The sequence below is a fragment of the Streptomyces sp. NPDC054770 genome (assembly GCF_053611985.1).
The window spans coordinates 236898-252218 of sequence record NZ_JBSHBL010000005.1 but is presented as its reverse complement, the minus strand read 5'-3'; the positions used below and the strand labels follow the sequence as shown (position 1 = coordinate 252218).

Annotated in this window: 20 protein-coding genes; 15 read left to right on the top strand and 5 right to left on the bottom strand. The window is 70.9% G+C overall.

The window, feature by feature from the left end; translation table 11 throughout:
* Nucleotides 1–41: 41 nt before the first annotated feature.
* The gene (locus ACWGKQ_RS07795; RefSeq protein ID WP_453290982.1) at nucleotides 42–275 is read right to left on the bottom strand and encodes a DUF7848 domain-containing protein; all 234 of its coding nucleotides are present in this window, start codon (nucleotides 273–275) and stop codon (nucleotides 42–44) included.
* On the bottom strand, nucleotides 272–646 hold the full coding sequence (locus ACWGKQ_RS07790; protein ID WP_453290981.1) for a hypothetical protein: 375 nt from the start codon (nucleotides 644–646) through the stop codon (nucleotides 272–274). The genes ACWGKQ_RS07795 and ACWGKQ_RS07790 overlap by 4 nt, the downstream gene beginning before the upstream one ends.
* Before the next feature lie 176 nt (nucleotides 647–822).
* Here ACWGKQ_RS07790 and ACWGKQ_RS07785 point away from each other — a divergent pair, with 176 nt between their 5' ends.
* Genes ACWGKQ_RS07785 through ACWGKQ_RS07775 form a run of 3 tightly spaced genes read left to right on the top strand, consistent with a single transcriptional unit; the run spans nucleotide 823 to nucleotide 2599 of the window.
* On the top strand, nucleotides 823–1665 hold the full coding sequence (locus tag ACWGKQ_RS07785) for a helix-turn-helix domain-containing protein (RefSeq protein ID WP_453290980.1): 843 nt from the start codon (nucleotides 823–825) through the stop codon (nucleotides 1663–1665).
* Nucleotides 1647–1850, top strand: coding sequence for a DUF397 domain-containing protein (locus ACWGKQ_RS07780; protein WP_453290979.1), 204 nt, complete (start codon nucleotides 1647–1649; stop codon nucleotides 1848–1850). The genes ACWGKQ_RS07785 and ACWGKQ_RS07780 overlap by 19 nt, the downstream gene beginning before the upstream one ends.
* Entirely contained in the window at nucleotides 1850–2599 is a 750-nt protein-coding gene (locus ACWGKQ_RS07775) for a maleylpyruvate isomerase family mycothiol-dependent enzyme (protein ID WP_453290978.1), read from the top strand. The genes ACWGKQ_RS07780 and ACWGKQ_RS07775 overlap by 1 nt, the downstream gene beginning before the upstream one ends.
* Before the next feature lie 10 nt (nucleotides 2600–2609).
* Here the strand turns inward: ACWGKQ_RS07775 and ACWGKQ_RS07770 are convergent, their stop codons facing one another.
* Nucleotides 2610–3458 carry a LysR substrate-binding domain-containing protein gene (locus tag ACWGKQ_RS07770; RefSeq protein WP_453290977.1) on the bottom strand — a complete coding sequence of 283 codons (849 nt, stop codon included), beginning with the start codon at nucleotides 3456–3458 and terminating at the stop codon, nucleotides 2610–2612.
* Nucleotides 3459–3538: 80 nt separating this feature from the next.
* Between ACWGKQ_RS07770 and ACWGKQ_RS07765 the strand changes: the two genes are divergently transcribed.
* The 9 genes from ACWGKQ_RS07765 (at nucleotide 3539) to ACWGKQ_RS07725 (ending at nucleotide 11350) form a co-directional block, all read left to right on the top strand.
* A complete protein-coding gene (locus ACWGKQ_RS07765; protein ID WP_453290976.1) occupies nucleotides 3539–4018 on the top strand; it encodes a cupin domain-containing protein in 480 nt (159 codons plus the stop codon).
* Nucleotides 4015–4374 (top strand): DoxX family protein, encoded by a 360-nt coding sequence (locus tag ACWGKQ_RS07760; protein ID WP_453290975.1) that lies wholly within the window; start codon nucleotides 4015–4017, stop codon nucleotides 4372–4374. The genes ACWGKQ_RS07765 and ACWGKQ_RS07760 overlap by 4 nt, the downstream gene beginning before the upstream one ends.
* Nucleotides 4375–4653: 279 nt before the next feature.
* Complete coding sequence (locus tag ACWGKQ_RS07755; protein WP_453290974.1) at nucleotides 4654–5304, top strand: hypothetical protein; 651 nt, start codon at nucleotides 4654–4656, stop codon at nucleotides 5302–5304.
* Nucleotides 5301–6134, top strand: coding sequence for a hypothetical protein (locus ACWGKQ_RS07750; protein ID WP_453290973.1), 834 nt, complete (start codon nucleotides 5301–5303; stop codon nucleotides 6132–6134). Before ACWGKQ_RS07755 ends, ACWGKQ_RS07750 begins: the two co-directional genes overlap by 4 nt.
* The gene (locus ACWGKQ_RS07745; RefSeq protein WP_453290972.1) at nucleotides 6131–7096 is read left to right on the top strand and encodes a hypothetical protein; all 966 of its coding nucleotides are present in this window, start codon (nucleotides 6131–6133) and stop codon (nucleotides 7094–7096) included. Before ACWGKQ_RS07750 ends, ACWGKQ_RS07745 begins: the two co-directional genes overlap by 4 nt.
* A gap of 209 nt (nucleotides 7097–7305) precedes the next feature.
* Nucleotides 7306–7881: an FABP family protein gene (locus tag ACWGKQ_RS07740; RefSeq protein ID WP_453290971.1), complete on the top strand. Its 576-nt coding sequence runs from the start codon at nucleotides 7306–7308 to the stop codon at nucleotides 7879–7881.
* 34 nt (nucleotides 7882–7915) lie between these two features.
* Entirely contained in the window at nucleotides 7916–8377 is a 462-nt protein-coding gene (locus ACWGKQ_RS07735) for a Fur family transcriptional regulator (protein ID WP_453290970.1), read from the top strand.
* A 10-nt stretch (nucleotides 8378–8387) separates the two neighbouring features.
* Entirely contained in the window at nucleotides 8388–9353 is a 966-nt protein-coding gene (gene ygfZ, locus ACWGKQ_RS07730; protein WP_453290969.1) for a CAF17-like 4Fe-4S cluster assembly/insertion protein YgfZ, read from the top strand.
* Nucleotides 9354–9508: 155 nt separating this feature from the next.
* Nucleotides 9509–11350: a helix-turn-helix domain-containing protein gene (locus ACWGKQ_RS07725; RefSeq protein WP_453290968.1), complete on the top strand. Its 1842-nt coding sequence runs from the start codon at nucleotides 9509–9511 to the stop codon at nucleotides 11348–11350.
* On the opposite strand, the gene dtd is transcribed toward ACWGKQ_RS07725, so the two are convergent.
* Nucleotides 11328–11753: a D-aminoacyl-tRNA deacylase gene (gene dtd / locus ACWGKQ_RS07720; protein WP_453290967.1), complete on the bottom strand. Its 426-nt coding sequence runs from the start codon at nucleotides 11751–11753 to the stop codon at nucleotides 11328–11330. The genes ACWGKQ_RS07725 and dtd overlap by 23 nt on opposite strands.
* Nucleotides 11754–11922: 169 nt before the next feature.
* Between dtd and ACWGKQ_RS07715 the strand changes: the two genes are divergently transcribed.
* The 3 genes from ACWGKQ_RS07715 to ACWGKQ_RS07705 all read left to right on the top strand — a co-directional run bounded on the left by ACWGKQ_RS07715 (nucleotide 11923) and on the right by ACWGKQ_RS07705 (nucleotide 15084).
* Nucleotides 11923–12507: an RsiG family protein gene (locus ACWGKQ_RS07715; RefSeq protein ID WP_453290966.1), complete on the top strand. Its 585-nt coding sequence runs from the start codon at nucleotides 11923–11925 to the stop codon at nucleotides 12505–12507.
* A gap of 107 nt (nucleotides 12508–12614) precedes the next feature.
* A complete protein-coding gene (locus ACWGKQ_RS07710; RefSeq protein ID WP_453290965.1) occupies nucleotides 12615–13859 on the top strand; it encodes a GNAT family N-acetyltransferase in 1245 nt (414 codons plus the stop codon).
* 310 nt (nucleotides 13860–14169) lie between these two features.
* Nucleotides 14170–15084: a winged helix-turn-helix domain-containing protein gene (locus tag ACWGKQ_RS07705; RefSeq protein WP_453290964.1), complete on the top strand. Its 915-nt coding sequence runs from the start codon at nucleotides 14170–14172 to the stop codon at nucleotides 15082–15084.
* Nucleotides 15085–15087: 3 nt separating this feature from the next.
* Here the strand turns inward: ACWGKQ_RS07705 and ACWGKQ_RS07700 are convergent, their stop codons facing one another.
* A complete protein-coding gene (locus ACWGKQ_RS07700) occupies nucleotides 15088–15279 on the bottom strand; it encodes a hypothetical protein (RefSeq protein ID WP_453290963.1) in 192 nt (63 codons plus the stop codon).
* Nucleotides 15280–15321 lie beyond the last annotated feature (42 nt).

Sequence of the window (15321 nt, the reverse complement as noted above, 5' to 3'; positions counted from 1 at the left end):
CGCCGCGGTCAACAGACAGCGGTGGGCGCCCGTCGAACGGCTCAAGCCGGGGTCAGTACCGCGTAGTCCGCGAAGACCCGCCGGTACCGCAGGTGCCGGGTCTCCTGCGTGTGCCGCCGCTGCCACTCCTCGACCTCGGCCGGATGCCCGCACACCCCCGACTCGGCCCCGCAGTCCTCGTCCTCCCCCGACACGCACCGCGCCGCGTACTCCGGCGCCGCGCTCGCGTCCTGCGCGATCACGTACGGCACGTACCGGAAGACCCGGCGGGTCACGGCTGGTGCTCCGCGCGCTGATGCTGGCGCAGCAGCACGTTCGCGTCGGTGGCCGCGCTGTGGTCGTGGGCGACCAGGGCGGTCTCCCGGCGGCCGCCCAGCTCCGTGCACTCGGTACAGCCGGGGACGGGCCAGGGCGGGCGGCTCAGGTCGTCCGGGTTCGGCGGTACGGCCCATGAACTACGGTCGTTCGCCGCGCGTACGCCCGCGCTGAGCCGCTCTCTGTCGGTGGCGGGCCGCAGCGTCGAGGGATGGGCCTGCCACTCTCTCCCTCCCCCCACGGGACGCAGCATCGCGTACGGCCCCGACTGGTCCCGGTACTCGCCGACCTGGTCGGTGGCGGTGTCGTAGAGCAGGGTTCCGGGCTCCATGGCATTCGCTCCTTTTGTCCAACATCTATACGAAATGCGAGAGTTGGACTACTCTGCGTATCGAGGCTGCTACGAGGATGGCCGGGAGGTGGGGTCGGCACGCCGAGAGGGACCGGTTCTTCCCCGTCTGGCGGCGCTAATTCCACAGATTCCACGGGGAATCAGGGAGGGGTCCGGTGCCGCAGAGGCGGGTGGTGACGGGACGCAGTCAGGAGCCCAGGCAGCGGTTCGCGGAGGAGTTGCGGTTGCTGAGGGCGGAGGAGGGGGTGAGCTTAAGGGAGCTGGCCGAGCGACTGGGCTGGGATCCGTCGCAATTCGGGAAGCTGGAGAACGGGCACACGCTGGGCGGACCGGAGGTGGTCCAGGCGCTGGATCAGTTCTACGGAACGCCGGGGTTGTTGCTCGCCTTGTGGGAGCTGGCGATGGCGGATCCGGCGCAGTTCCGGGAGCGGTATCGGCGGTACATGGTGTTGGAGGCCCGGGCGTTGAGCATGTGGCAATATGCGCCGAGCGTTCTTCCCGGGCTGTTGCAAACACCGGAGTACGCGAGGGAGTTGCTCAGGCAGGGTGGACTCACCGGCGATGAGCTTGAGGCACAGGTTGAAGCACGAGTCGGACGACGAGAGGTTCTCTTGAGGGAGGACCCGCTTCAGCTCCGTGTCATTGTCTCCGAGGCGGTACTGCGTACGCCGCTCCGGAGCCGTGAGGAATGGCGTGGGCAGTTGGAGCACGTGATCGTGATGGGGCGCCACTTCAACGTAACCATGCAGGTACTGCCGTTGGCCGCCGGGCTGCACACCCTGATCAACACCGACACCATCTTCCTCCGGGGGTCGGAGGGGCAAACTGTCGCCTGGGTCGAGACTGGCTATTCCGGCGAACTAGTGCAAGAAACAGCCGCCGTCGAACGGCTACTGCTCCGATACGATCGGGTACGTGATTTGGCCCTATCCCCGGACGAATCACGGCAGTTCATCGAACGGATGCTGGAGGAAGCGCCATGCGAGCCATCGACTTGAGCAGCATTACGTGGCGCAAGAGCAGCTACAGCAACCAGGACGGTGGTGAATGCCTCGAAGTCGCCGCCGGTCTCCCCTCCCTCGTCCCCGTCCGTGACAGCAAGGCCCCCTCTCGCGGAACCCTCCTCTTCGAAGCCTCCGCCTGGGCGGCCTTCGTCGAGGGCGTCGAGCGGGCCGGGCGCTGATGTTGGACTACGGCCTCGACCTCTCCGGCCTGGAGCGCGACCTCGCGCTGCCCGACCTGGTGGCCGAAGGCGATGAGCTCGACGCGCTGGTGTCGGCGCAGACCGACTGGTCGCTGCCGACGCCGGCGGCGGGTTGGACGATCGCCCACCAGATCGCTCACCTCGCCGCGGCCGATGCGAACGTCCTCGTCGCGATACGGACCCCGGACGCCTTCGACGCAGGCGGCCAGAACGCCGATCTCGTCGCCGCCGAGGGCGCGGCCAAACCCCGATCGGTGCTGCTGGAGGAGTGGCGGGCCGGGCGGGCCGAGGTGGCGACGGCGCTATGTGACATAGCACTGGACCGTGGGTTCCCCTGGTACGGCTCACAGCTCACCGCGACCCTCATGGTGCCGCTGCGCCTGATGGAGACGTGGGCTCACGGGCAGGACGTCTTCGACACGCTGGGGGTGCCGCACCAGGCGACGAGTCGGCTGCGCCATGTGGCCTCGTTGGGAGTGACAGGACGCGAACTGTCCTTCTTCGCCGCCCAACTGCCGCCCCTCACAGAGCCGTTCCGCATCGAGCTGGCCGGTCCCGACGGTCAGACCTGGGTCTGGGGCCCGGAGGACGCCGCGCAACGGGTTCGGGGCAGCGCCCTCGACTTCTGCCTTCGGGTCACGCACCGCAGGTCACTGGCCGAGACCGGCCTCACGGCGGTCGGCGAGGACGCGCAGAAGTGGCTCGAGATCGCTCGCGTATTCCTCTGATCACCGGTGATCACCGGTAGGCCGCGACCGCCACCCGCACGAACGACCGCAGCAACGGATTCCCGTCCCCCTCGGCCCACGCCACCACCACCCGGCTCGGCGGCATGTCGGCGACCGGTACCACCGTGAGCCCCGCTCCCGGGTCGTGGCCGGCCAGGGTCATGCCGACCGTGCCGTTCCAGAGCACCGCCTGCCGGCACTCCTGAACGGCCCGCACCACCGGCCCCTCCCTTGTCACCCCGCCGTTCCAGTACGACTGCCAGAGCCGGTCCGTGCCCTCCGGGAACCGGAACCAGCGCCGGTCGGCGAGGTCGGCCAGCTCCAGGCTCTCCCGGCCGGCCAGCGGATCGTCGGCACGGAGCAGCGCCCCCACCGGGTCGGCGCGCAACTCCCTCACCACCAGCCCTGTTTCGTCGAACGGCGCGCGGGTCAGGGCGATGTCGACGGCACCGGAGTGCAAGCCGCACGTGGGGTCCGTCAGGTCGGTCTCGCGGATGCGGATCTCGACGCCCGGGTGACGTTCGCGGTAGGCGTGAGCCAGCCGCCGTACGCCCGGATCCGTGCTGTCGCCCAGGAGGCCGACGGTCAGGACAGCGCTCCCCGCCGCCGTCGCGACCCGTACGCGCAGCCGCTCGGCCTGGTCCAGGAGCGCGCGGGCCTCGTCCAGCAGGACCGCTCCTACCGGGGTCAGGGCGACCCCGGCCGGCGACCGCTCGAAGAGCCGCGCGCCGACCTCGGTCTCCAGCCCCTTGATCGCACGGCTCAGCGGGGGCTGGCTCATATGGAGCCGTGCGGCGGCCCGACCGAAGTGGAGTTCCTCGGCGACCGCCACGAAATAGCGCAGCGTGCGTAGCTCCATGCAGCAACGATACCGACCGGGTATCGGGGCGGCGGAACAGGTCTTGGACGGCCGGACCGCCCCGGCCGTCGAATCGGAGCATGACGACTCACGACCACAACGACCATCCCGCGGTGTCCGTCGTCGGGCCCGGCGACGGTGAGGTGCTGATGCTCGGCGCCACCCGGATGCGCGTCCTGGAGGACGGGCGTACCACCGGGCACCGCCTCGGCCTCGCCGAGTCCGTGCTCGCGCCGCACACCCCCGGCCCGCCGCAGCACCGGCACGGCCGGCACGACGAGGGGTTCTACGTCGTCTCCGGCTCGGTGCGCTTCACCGTCGGGGACGAGGAGTACGACGCCACGGCCGGGACCCTCGTCATGGTGCCGCCCGGCGCCCCGCACACCTTCGCCAACGTCACCGGTGAACCGGCGGTCATGCTCAGCACGTTCACGCCCGATCTGTACGTGCAGTACTTCCGGGACCTGCGGGACCTGTTCGCGGCCGGCGAGGCACCGAGCCGGCAGGCGAACCTCGACGTGATGAGCCGTTACGCCACCGAGCCCGCCGACGTCTCATGAGCGTCGCGTACTGGACCGTGGCCGGTCTGCTCGCCCTCTTCTACCTCTACGGGGGCGGGCTGAAGATCGTACGGAGCCGGGAACGGCTGCTGCCGATGATGGCGTGGGTGGACAGTATGCCGATGCCGGCCGTCCGGGCCATCGGGGTGGTGGAGGTGCTCGGCGCGACCGGCCTGGTCCTCCCGCGCCTGATCGGCGTCGTGCCCTGGCCGGCCCTGGCCGCCGCGACCGGGTTCGTGGTCCTCCAGATCGGCGCGATCAGGGTCCATCTGCGGATGGGGGACCGTCGGATCGCCCTCAACCTCACGCTTCTTCTCACGGCGGCGGTGACCGGGTGGCTGGCGGCGGTTTCCTGATCGTAATTAATCTTTGGACAACTCGATGGGTCGACCATGAGTCTCCTGTGGGGCGTGGATCAAGGAATCCACGCTTCCGCTCTGCACAGGGGGGACGAAATGGACACATCAGAGAGACCATCAGAGAGACCATCAGAGACACCGCCAGAGACACCGTCCGAGGCGCCGCCGGAAGCGCCTGGGGAAACCGCGACGGAAACCGCGCCGGAAACCCCGCCCGAAATACGGAGAAGACGCCGTACCGGCGCACTGATCGCCACCGCCGCCGTACTCGGCATCGTGGCCGGTACCTGCGTCGGCTACCTCGTCCAGGCCGACCGCGGGCCCACCGCCCTGCCGCCCCTTTCCCAGCCGTCCCTCACCCAGGCGAAGGGTGCCGGTCCCGAGTCGCTGTCGGCCGTCCAGGACCGGCAGGTCAGGGCCGACGGCGATCTGCGCAGGCTGCTGCTGAAGAAGCCGAGGGGCGCGCGTGCGCCCCTGTTCACGACGGGCAGCGACGGCTGGATGAGCCTCGCCGACTACGCGGAGACGTACGACAAGCCCGCGAGCGGCTTCGCGGATCTCGTCGCCGGCGAGTTCCGGCGGGCGGCCGTCACGAACTGGCGGGAGAGCAGCACGTACAGCGTGGAGATCCGCCTGATCCAGTACCGCCAGGAGGAGACGCTCGGGGCGGCAGACGCGGCCGACAGCGGTTACTACTGGGCCGACAAGGACGCCGGCACGGACGGCCGGCCGATACCCGGCACCGGCGACGGCATGGCGTACGTCCACGACAAGCCCCACAGCAAGCCGGGTTACCTGGACGTGTACTCGGCCGAGGCGCACGCCTGGCGCGGTGACATCGCCATGGAGATCTGGGTCTACGACACGAAGCCGATCCCGAAGACGAAGATCATGGATCTGGCGAAGCGGCAGATGGAGCGGCTGTGAGCGAGGAACTGTCCGGTGTGACCGGCGTGACCGGTGAGGCCGACAGAGTGGGTGCGGCCGGTGAGGCCGGCGGTCGTCAGCGGCGCCGTACGGCCCGGATCGCCGGGATCGGTGTCCTGCTCGTCGCCGTCGTCGCAGGGGTCGCCGGTACCGCCGTGAGCGTGAACGGCGCCGACCGGGATCCGGGAGTCCCCGGCTGGGACCTGCCGAAGACGGCCAAGGGCAGGGCGAAGGAGGCGGCAGCCGGCGGAACCGGTCTGCAGGCCCTGCTGCTGCCCTACGGCACCAACGGGTTCGGGCGGGGCCCGGACATCGGGGAGTTCGGCGCCGACGCCCGGCTGTCCGGTCGCGAGGCCACCGACCTGCGCAAGGAGTCGATCAAGGATCTGCCCCGCTCCCAGCGCAAGGAGCTGGAGCGGCTGATCGACAAGCAGCAGACCAAGGGCATGGCGATGCGCAGCTACCTGAGCACCGAGACGCCGACGGAGGGCACGCCGTACTCGGACCGCGCCTACACCGTCGACATCGTGCTGTCGCAGCTGGGCGACCAGCGGACCGTGCGGAGCGTCGCCACGGCCCAGCAGGAGGTCTTCGACGCGCTGAAGATCTTCCGAAAGGGCCCGGAGGTGAAGGGGCACAAGGACGCCGCCTGCTTCCTGCCGCCCGCCGACTCGGCGGAGAAGCTCGACATGATGGTGTGCTCCGCGTACGTGGGCGACGTGCTGGTCAGCGCCACGGCCACCGGTGCCAAGCCGCTGGACGAGAAGGGTGTGGCGCTGTTGCTCGGCGAGCAGCTCGACCGGATCAAGAACCCGGGAATGGCGGTATGACCATGAACCAGCCCGAGCAGACCGAGCAACGCGTGGAGCCCGTAGAGCCCTTGGAGCGCGTGGAGCCCCTGCACGCCGTCGAGCCCGTCGAGCCCGTACAGGCCGTCGACCCCGTGCAGGCCGTGCAGGCCGTGCAGCCGGAGTCGGCCGTCGGCCCCCCGGTGAGCCTCCCGGTGACCGAGCCGCAGCCCGCGAGGAAGGACCGCCGTCGGCTCCGGGCCGCCCTCCGCTGGGTCTCGGCCGTGGCCGTCTTCGCCGTCGTCGGGACCGGTACGGCGTACGGCATCACGCGCGCGGACCGGACGGACGTACCCGGCCTGGCCACGCACTCCGACGGCCGCTGGGAGTACCCCACCCTGGTGAAGCCGCCGCTGCCGTCCGGCAGCCCGGCGCCGTTCGCCGAGGCCGACAAGGTGAACGCGCACTACGCCGACCTGCGCCGACTGGTGCTGCCCGCGCCCCGGGGCGCCACCGCCGACGGCGCCCTGCGCGGCACGGACGGCTGGCTGGCGACCAAGGACTTCCTGGCGCTCTACGCCGACAAGGCGGACCGCGAGGAGCTCGCCGGGAAACTGGCCGACTACGGGCTCCGGCACATCGCGGCCCGTGGCTGGACCACCCCGGACGGCACGCACACCGGGATCTATCTGCTGCAGTTCGGCAGTGCCACGATCACCGAGAAGCTGCTGAACACCGAGATGATCGTGCACGACGCGCCCGCCTACACGGTGCGCGGCGCCGACACCTACCTCTGGGACGAGAAGTTCCCGGACGCCGCCCGGATCGACGACGTCCGCCTGGCGCCGTACGTGGAGGACAAGCCGTACGGTACCGAGCAGATGCGGCTGGTCTACCTCGCGGCCGGCGACACCTTCGGCGTGATCGTCCAGTCCCGGAAGGGGGAGGCGCTCACCGTCCCCTTCCAGCAGACGGTGACGCTGCAGAGCGAGCTGCTGAGCTGACCTCGCCAAGAGCACCGGGCCCCGGCCGCGTAAGCTGGGGCCCGGCTCTCGTACGTACCCACCCTCGCTCAAGGAGCACCCGTGGAAGCCTTCTTCGAAACCCTGCTGGTCCTGGTCTGCGTCGGCGTCCTCGCCTTCGCCTGGCTGACCGTGAAGAAGCTGTACCAGGGCCAGCGCTGATCCACACCGTCGTCTAGGAAACCGCCGCCATGATCGAGATTCCGTCCGACCTGCACAAGGACCTGGTCCCGCTCGCCTTCCTGCTGGGCAGCTGGGCCGGCGCGGGTGTCCACGACTTCCCGGGCTCGGAGAAGTGCAACTTCGGCCAGGAGGCCACTTTCAGCCACGACGGACGGGACTTCCTGGAGTACCACTCCCAGACCTGGGTCCTGGACAACGACGGGAACAAGGTCCGTCCGCTGGAGACCGAGCACGGCTTCTGGCGCATCGACGCGAACCGCAAGGTCGAGGTCACGATGGTCCGCGACGAAGGCGTGATCGAGATCTGGTACGGCGAGATGGCCGACAAGAAGCCGCAGATCGACCTGGTCACGGACGCGGTGGCGCGGACCGCGGCCGCTGCCCCCTACAGCGGCGGCAAGCGGCTGTACGGCTACGTCAAGAGCGACCTGATGTGGGTCGGCGAGAAGCAGACCCCCGAGGTCGAGCTGCGTCCCTACATGTCGGCCCACCTGAAGAAGGTCGTCACCCCGGAGGACGTCGAGCGCTGGGCCAAGGCCCTCCCCGACGACATGCCGGACGACGGGATCGCGTTCTTCAAGTAGTTCTGGATTTCGGAAGTAGTCCTAGACTTTCGGTGTGGTGAGCACCGACTGGAAGAGTGACCTCAGGCAGCGCGGCTACCGGCTGACGCCGCAGCGGCAGCTCGTGCTCGAAGCCGTGGACACCCTTGAGCACGCGACCCCCGACGACATTCTCGGCGAAGTGCGGAAGACCGCGTCGGGGGTCAACATCTCGACGGTCTACCGGACCCTGGAACTCCTGGAGGAGCTGGGGCTGGTCAGCCATGCCCATCTGGGGCACGGCGCGCCGACGTACCACCTTGCCGACCGGCACCACCACATCCACCTGGTCTGCCGCGACTGCGAGAACGTGATCGAGGCGGACGTGGCGGTGGCCGCGGAGTTCACCGCGAAGCTGAGGCGGGAGTTCGGCTTCGAGACGGACATGAAACACTTCGCCATCTTCGGGCGTTGCAAGGACTGCACGCGCAAGAGAGCCAGGCCCGCAACCGTCCAGAGTTCAATTACCGAGTCGTAGGCTTACGCATATGAAGAGCCCTCTGCTGTCCCTGCCCGGTGCGGTATCCGCCGAGGGCGTGGACGAAGGCGTCGCCGCCCACTACGGCGACCTGTTCCGCGAGCAGCGCGCCCTCGCCGACGGCGCGGGTTTCGTCGACCTCTCCCACCGGGGGGTCGTGGCCGTCACCGGCGAGGACCGGCTGAGCTGGCTGCACCTCCTGCTCACCCAGCACGTCAGCGAGCTGCCCGTCGGCGAGGCCACCGAGGCGCTGATCCTCTCCGCGCACGGCCACATCGAGCACGCGCTGTACCTGGTCGACGACGGTACGACCGTCTGGGCCCATGTCGAGCCCGGCACCCAGGAGGCGCTGATCGCCTACCTGGAGTCGATGAAGTTCTTCTACCGGGTGGAGGTCGCCGACCGGACGGCCGACTTCGCCGTCGTCCACCTGCCGGCGGGTTCGATCGCCGAGGTACCGGACGGCGTCGTGGTACGCGAGACGGCGTACGGCCGTGATCTCTTCCTGCCCCGCGCCGACCTGGAGTCGTACGCCGCGAAGGCGGGCCCGGCGGCCGGGCTGCTCGCCTACGAGGCGCTGCGCGTCGAGCACCACCGGCCCCGGCTCGGCTTCGAGACCGACCACCGGACCATCCCGCACGAGCTGGGCTGGATCGGCACCGCGGTGCACCTCCAGAAGGGCTGCTACCGCGGCCAGGAGACGGTGGCCCGGGTGCAGAACCTCGGCAAGCCGCCGCGCCGCCTGGTCTTCCTCCACCTGGACGGCAGCGAGGTGCACCTGCCGCCGCACGGGACCGAGATCCGCGTCGCCGACGAGGGCGCGGACGGCCGGAAGATCGGCTTCGTGACGACGTCGGTACGCCACTTCGAACTGGGGCCGGTGGCCCTGGCGCTGGTCAAGCGCAACCTCCCGGCGGACGCCCGGCTGGTCGCGGGGGAGACGGCCGCGGCACAGGAAGTGATCGTCGAGCCGTAGCCCCGCCCCGGGGGTCGTCCACAGCCTGTGGATGTGCGCGAGCGCCCTGCGGGATATGCCGTCGACACTCCATAATCGGCAACGGGCGGCGACCACTTGGACACGGTGTGCACGTGTTCGACCCGGCGAGCGGCGTGCCCTCGGGGGGAGGCGCCGTGACACCGCAGGAGGAGTTCGCCGAGGCGCTGCGCGTCCGCCGGGAGGCCGCGGACCTCTCCCTCGCCGAGCTGGCCCGCCGGGTGCACTACAGCAAGAGCTACCTCAGCCGGGTGGAGAACGGCCTGCGGCCCCCGGGCCGGCTGCTCGCCGAGCGCTGCGACGCCGCCCTGCGGGCCGACGGCGCCCTGCTCGCCCTGCTGCCGCCCGGACCCGAGCAGCACGATCGACGGGACGAGCGGCGGGACGAGCGGCGGGACGAGGCCGACCGGTCCGTCCGCGGCACCCGGCGCCGCCCACCTTCCGACCCGGCCCCGGCCGTGCCCCCGCCCGCCCGGCCGAGCGGCTACGGCGCCGCCTTCGACCAGCACATCCGGCGCGGCGACACCCGTCACCTGCTCGGCGAGATGTACGAGGCGGGCCGGCACTACCAGGCCGCCTACGAGGCCGCCGGCGGCGACGCACTGGCCCGCGCGCACGCCGTCGTCCGCAGCGCCCGCCGCTGGTCCGACCCCGGACAGGTCGACCGCGACCTGCTGTTCCGCATCGACGCCTGCCTGGCCGCCCTGGCCGGCCGCGAGGACACCCGGGCCGTGGAACTGCGGCTCCAGCTCACCGCCCACCGGGCCAAGAAGCTCGCCATGGCCATCGGCGACGACACCGCGGTCACCGGCGCCGAACCCCGCACCGGCGCCCGGCTGGCCCGCCGGGCGCTGGCGGAGCTGCGCGACCGCGACCGCCGGCCACCCGGAGCGCGCGGCGGGGGCATCGGGGACGAGGCCCGCTGCGAGGTGCTGACCGAGACCCGCTGGGCGCTGTACGACTTCGAGCCCGCCCGCACCCTGCTCGCCCTCTCCACCGAACTCCGCGACCTCGCCGTCCGCTCGCACTCCGCCTACTTCCAGGGCGAGGCCCTGGTCGCCCTCGCCATCGACCAGCTGCGCACCGGCCGGGTGCCCGCCGCCGAGGCGACCCTCAGCCTGCACCGGGAGTACGCGGCCCGGCACCGCAGCCGGCTCGCGCACTGGCAACAGGGCACGCTGGACGCCCTGATGAGCCTGTGGCGCGGCGAGTTCGCCACCGCCGAGGAGTGGATCCTCGGGGAGGCCGGGCAGGTCGCGGCGGCGATGGAGGCCGGGCTCTCGATGCCCGCGGACAACCTCAGCCAGACCGTCCTCGGCCAGGAGTACTGGCTGCGCCACGAACAGGGCCGCCTGGCCGAGCTGTTCGCCTCCCCGCGGATGGCCGGCGTCCAGCGCCGCGGCTACTTCCCGGTGTGGCGGGCCGGCCTCGCCCTGGCCCTGTGCGCGACCGGACGGTACGAACAGGCCGCGGACCAGCTCCGGGCGTTCGCCGCCGACGCCGGCGACTTCACCCGGTTCCCGCCGAGCGGCTGGGCCCTGCCCACCGCGGCGACCCTCGCCCTGGTCTGCGCCGAGCTCGCGGAGCGCACCGACCGCCGTACCGAGCTGTCGGCGTACCTCCCGGCGCTGCGGGCCCTGCTCGACGCGCACGGCGACGAACTGGTGCTGGCCGGCTGGCCCACCGTGCTCCTTGGCCCCGCCGCCCGCTTCAGCGCCCTGCTCGCGCTCGTCGCGGGTGAGCCGGAGACCGCGCTCGGGCACCTCGCCCGTGCCGTACGCCTGGCGCAGCGCTATCCGGCGCAGCTGGCCCGGCTCCGCCTCGACGAGGCCCGCGCCCGGCTCCGTACCGGCTCGCCCGCCGCCCTGGCCACCGCCCAGGGCCTGGCCCGGACCGCGCTCGGCACGGCGGAGGAACTCGGCATGGCGGCGCTGGCCCGGGACTGCCGGGAGCTGCTCACATCTCCAGAAGGACGGTGAACGGGCCGTCGTTCGTCAGCGACACCCGCATCTGCGCCCCGAACCGCCCGGTCGCCACGGTCGCCCCCAGCGACCGCAGCTGTGCGACCACCTCGTCCACCAGCGGCTCGGCCACCTCGCCGGGCGCCGCCGCGTTCCAGGTCGGCCGCCGCCCCTTGCGGGCGTCGCCGTACAGCGTGAACTGGCTGACGACGAGCAGGGGCGCGTCGATGTCACTGCACGACTTCTCGTCCGCCAGCATGCGGACCGACCAGAGCTTCCTGGCGAGCTGGGCGGCCTTCTCCTTCGTGTCGTCGTGCGTCACGCCGACGAGCACGCACAGCCCCTCGCCCTCGATCGAGCCGACCGTCTCGCCGTCCACGACGACGCTCGCGCCGTCCACCCGCTGTACCACCGCTCGCATGCGGACCATCATGCCCGGTGCCCGCACGGCCCCCGCAGGGGGCTGCCGCGGGGCCCATTATTGATCCTTAACATCCCAACTAGGGCCGTTCGGGGGCACTCGGTCACATTGCGGCCACTTGGGGTGGCACCATGCTTCCACACGCCGGTCGAGGGGACGGTAGAGGCGTATGAGCACACCGAGTACCGGGCAACTGAGGACGCAGGGCACATCGAGCCTGCCTCGGCCGCCCGCACAGCGCGGCGAGGACATCCCGCTGCCCGTGGAACCGCCGGAGCACGACCTTGGCCGCCTGAGTCTGCCCGAACTGCGCGTACTGCGCCGGGACGCGCAGCGCGACGAGGCCGACCTGAGTTATGTACGACGGCTGCTCCAGGGCCGTATCGACATCCTGCGCGCGGAACTGGCCCGGCGTTCCCCGGCGGGCGCGGCCTCCGTCGTGGACCGCCTGCCGGAGATCCTCACGGACGCCCCGGCCCGCCACCGCTCCTCGGCCCGCCACGTCACGCTGGGCACCCCGCACAACGAGGAGTACGACAGGCTGGCCGCCGACATGCTGGCCGAGGTGGAACTCTCCGACCTGGAGGCCCGCACGGACACCGAGCTGACAGCGGCGATGGGCCGCCTGGTCCGCTACGAGCAGGAGGTGTCGAGGCGAAGGCAGCACCTGCAACGAACGGCGGACGACTCCAGCGGCGAGATCACCCGTCGCTACCGGGAGGGCGAGGCCCAGGTCGACGATCTACTGACGTAAGGCCGAGCGCCCCTTCAGGGGCGCGGCGAACTGCGCGACAAGCCCCCACCGGGCCCGCAGCAGAAATTGAATCGGCACCACCCCGGTCGAACACATACCGTGCTGTCATGACCGACGCCGTCGAAGTCCGCCCCATAACCGAATCCGAGTTCCAGGACTGGCAGCGGGCCCTGTCCACCGGTTTCCTCCGCCCGCCTCACCTCTCCGCCGACCAACTCGACGCCCGCCGAAGGCAGTTCGTGCCGGGCAGGCTCCTCGGCGCCTTCGACGGCCCCCGCTGCGTCGCGACGTTCCGCTCCTTCGAGCAGGAGCTGACCGCGGTCGGCGGCGCGACCCTCCCCGCCGACGCCATCTCGAACGTCACCGTGACCCCCACCCACCGCCGCCGCGGCCTGCTCACCCGCATGATGAGCCAGGACCTGGCCGCGGCGAAGGAGCGCGGGGACGTGGTCGCGACCCTGATCGCCGCCGAGTACCCGATCTACGGCCGCTACGGCTTCGGCCCGGCGACCACGCTCACGGAGTGGACGATCGAGGTCGCGCGGTCCGGCCTGGACCCGCGCTGGTCGCGTCCCGAGGACGGCGGCCGGATCGACCTCGTCGACGGCGAGGACGTCCGCAAGCTCGGCCCCGACCTGCACGAACGCATCCGCCGCAGTACTCCCGGCGCGGTCAGCCGCAACGAGCTGTGGTGGCTGGGGCGTACCGGCGTGATCCGCTGGGAGGACGACTGGAAGGAGCCCTACTTCGCGGTGTACCGCTCGGCGGCCGGCGAGGTGGAGGGCATGGTGTCCTACGAGTCGGACGACAACTGGCAGGGCAAGCAGCCCTACAACACCGCCGACGTGCACTGGCTGTTCGGCACGACCCCGGCGGCCGAGCGCGCGCTGTGGCACTACCTGTGCTCGATCGACTGGATCACCAGGGTGAAGAGCGGCTGGCGGTCGCCGGACGACCTGCTGCCGCACTACCTGCCCGACCCGCGTGCCGCGCGGATCACCAGCCAGGCGGACTGGCTGTGGGTGCGGATCCTGGACGTCGTACGGGCTCTGGAGGCGCGGACGTACGACACGGCGGGGTCGCTGGTGCTCGAGGTGGCGGACCGGCAGGGGCTGGCCGGCGGCCGGTTCCGGCTGGACGCCTCCCCCGATGGGGCGTCCTGCACCCCGACCACCGACGCCCCCGACCTCGCGCTCGGCATCGCCGAGCTGGCGAGCGTCTGGCTCGGTGACCAGTCCGTGGCGCGGTTGCACGCCCTCGGACGGGTCCAGGAAGAGCGAGTGGGCGCCGCCCGGGAGGCCGACGCCCTGCTGCGCGCGTCCGGGCGGCCTTGGTGCCCGGACATCTTCTGAGGCGGGTCTCCTTCCTCCAGGGGGCGGTACTCATCCGTAGCGAGCTGTGAAGTTGTGGCTGTGCGGGTCTGCCTGTGTTCGGTTGTCGGTGTTCAGTTGTGACTGTGCTGGTCGTGCGCCCCGACAGCCGGCCCCTGGTGGACCGGGCTCCCGGCTCCCCTCCGGAAGGGAACCCGGAGGGCCAACCGCCGAGGAAGTGTGACCATGTTGCATGAGTTGGCGACCAACTCCACAGTACTTATCTCCACTTGGATGCGACTCATAACCACCTTCCCGTGAACTGCCGAAAGATGGCGGGAAGTTGTACTGTTTGTCCGTGGACCCGGAACTCGCCTCCGTCAATGGACGGAAGAGGTCACAGCAGCCTCAGGCGTCACACCGTGAGGTGGCCGACGAACTGCGCACCCGGATCAGGTCCGGGGTGCTGCGGCCGGGCCAGCGCATGCCCACGCAGGCCAAACTGGCCGACGAGTTCGGCGTCGAACGCGGGGCCGTGCGGCAGGCACTGCGCATTCTGCAGTCGGAGCACCTGCTCACCAACGCATCGAAGGGCGCTCCGGCGACGGTGGCCCCGGGTCCGGGCCCGGCCCGGCTCGCGATGGGCCCGGAGGCGCCGCCGCAGCCGACCATGGTGGCCCTCACCCCTCGCATAGAGGCGGCCTTCGCGGCCTCGCACGTGAAGATCGACGCGCTCTGTCTGACCTCGGTCTCGCTCAACCTCGCGCTCGGCGGGCCGCTGCGGCTCATCCACGCGGGGCGACTGGAACCGGCCAAGATCGACGTCCGGGTGCTGCTGCCGAGCCGGAAGATCGACCTCGCGTTCCCGACGGCGGTGGACGCCTCGGCCGAGGACACGGTGCACGACCGCTGGCTGGCCCAGCGCAACGCCCAGGGCCAGGTGCTGCGGCACAACCTGCTGGCGCTGCGCGCCACGCACGGCATCGACGTGCACGTCACCTTCCGGGCCCTGCCGTTCACCCCGCCGGTCAAGCTGTACCTGCTCAACGGCGCGGAGGCGCTGTTCGCGTACTACACGCTGGGGCGCCATGAGCGGGAGATCGACCACGAGCACCTCCAGACGTACGACGCCGAGGGCACGCGGTCGATGCTCTTCGCCTTCGAACAGGGCGCGGGGCTGCGGGACACCGCCTTCGTGGACCAGTCCCGCCGGTGGTTCAACGCCCTGTGGGGGACGATCAGTTCGGAGCTGGAGCTGACGTCCTAGGCCCTACAGTGCGGGCCCCGCGAGCACCAGGGCGAGCAGGACGGCCCCGGCGGAGCTGAACGCCGGACTCTTGGCCTTGATCCCCACGGTGAGCAACAGCAGACCGATAATGCCAGTGGCACCGTACTTCGACTGGACGATCTGCTCGAAGCCGATGACGAAGACGGCGGAGAGAAGAGCGAGGGCGGCAGGCATGGTGGTTCCCCCTGTCAGTCGGGAAGCAAGGCTTCCGCCAAC

What these genes read in the sequence shown, in the direction of transcription:
- ACWGKQ_RS07790 (WP_453290981.1), bottom strand. Translation starts at nt 646, where the DNA reads ATGGAGCCCGGAACCCTGCTCTACGACACCGCCACCGACCAGGTCGGC.
- ACWGKQ_RS07780 (WP_453290979.1), top strand. Translation starts at nt 1,647, where the DNA reads ATGCGAGCCATCGACTTGAGCAGCATTACGTGGCGCAAGAGCAGCTAC.
- ACWGKQ_RS07775 (WP_453290978.1), top strand. Translation starts at nt 1,850, where the DNA reads ATGTTGGACTACGGCCTCGACCTCTCCGGCCTGGAGCGCGACCTCGCG.
- ACWGKQ_RS07770 (WP_453290977.1), bottom strand. Translation starts at nt 3,458, where the DNA reads ATGGAGCTACGCACGCTGCGCTATTTCGTGGCGGTCGCCGAGGAACTC.
- ACWGKQ_RS07765 (WP_453290976.1), top strand. Translation starts at nt 3,539, where the DNA reads ATGACGACTCACGACCACAACGACCATCCCGCGGTGTCCGTCGTCGGG.
- ACWGKQ_RS07760 (WP_453290975.1), top strand. Translation starts at nt 4,015, where the DNA reads ATGAGCGTCGCGTACTGGACCGTGGCCGGTCTGCTCGCCCTCTTCTAC.
- ACWGKQ_RS07745 (WP_453290972.1), top strand. Translation starts at nt 6,131, where the DNA reads ATGACCATGAACCAGCCCGAGCAGACCGAGCAACGCGTGGAGCCCGTA.
- ACWGKQ_RS07740 (WP_453290971.1), top strand. Translation starts at nt 7,306, where the DNA reads ATGATCGAGATTCCGTCCGACCTGCACAAGGACCTGGTCCCGCTCGCC.
- ygfZ (WP_453290969.1), top strand. Translation starts at nt 8,388, where the DNA reads ATGAAGAGCCCTCTGCTGTCCCTGCCCGGTGCGGTATCCGCCGAGGGC.
- dtd (WP_453290967.1), bottom strand. Translation starts at nt 11,753, where the DNA reads ATGCGAGCGGTGGTACAGCGGGTGGACGGCGCGAGCGTCGTCGTGGAC.
- ACWGKQ_RS07715 (WP_453290966.1), top strand. Translation starts at nt 11,923, where the DNA reads ATGAGCACACCGAGTACCGGGCAACTGAGGACGCAGGGCACATCGAGC.
- ACWGKQ_RS07710 (WP_453290965.1), top strand. Translation starts at nt 12,615, where the DNA reads ATGACCGACGCCGTCGAAGTCCGCCCCATAACCGAATCCGAGTTCCAG.
- ACWGKQ_RS07700 (WP_453290963.1), bottom strand. Translation starts at nt 15,279, where the DNA reads ATGCCTGCCGCCCTCGCTCTTCTCTCCGCCGTCTTCGTCATCGGCTTC.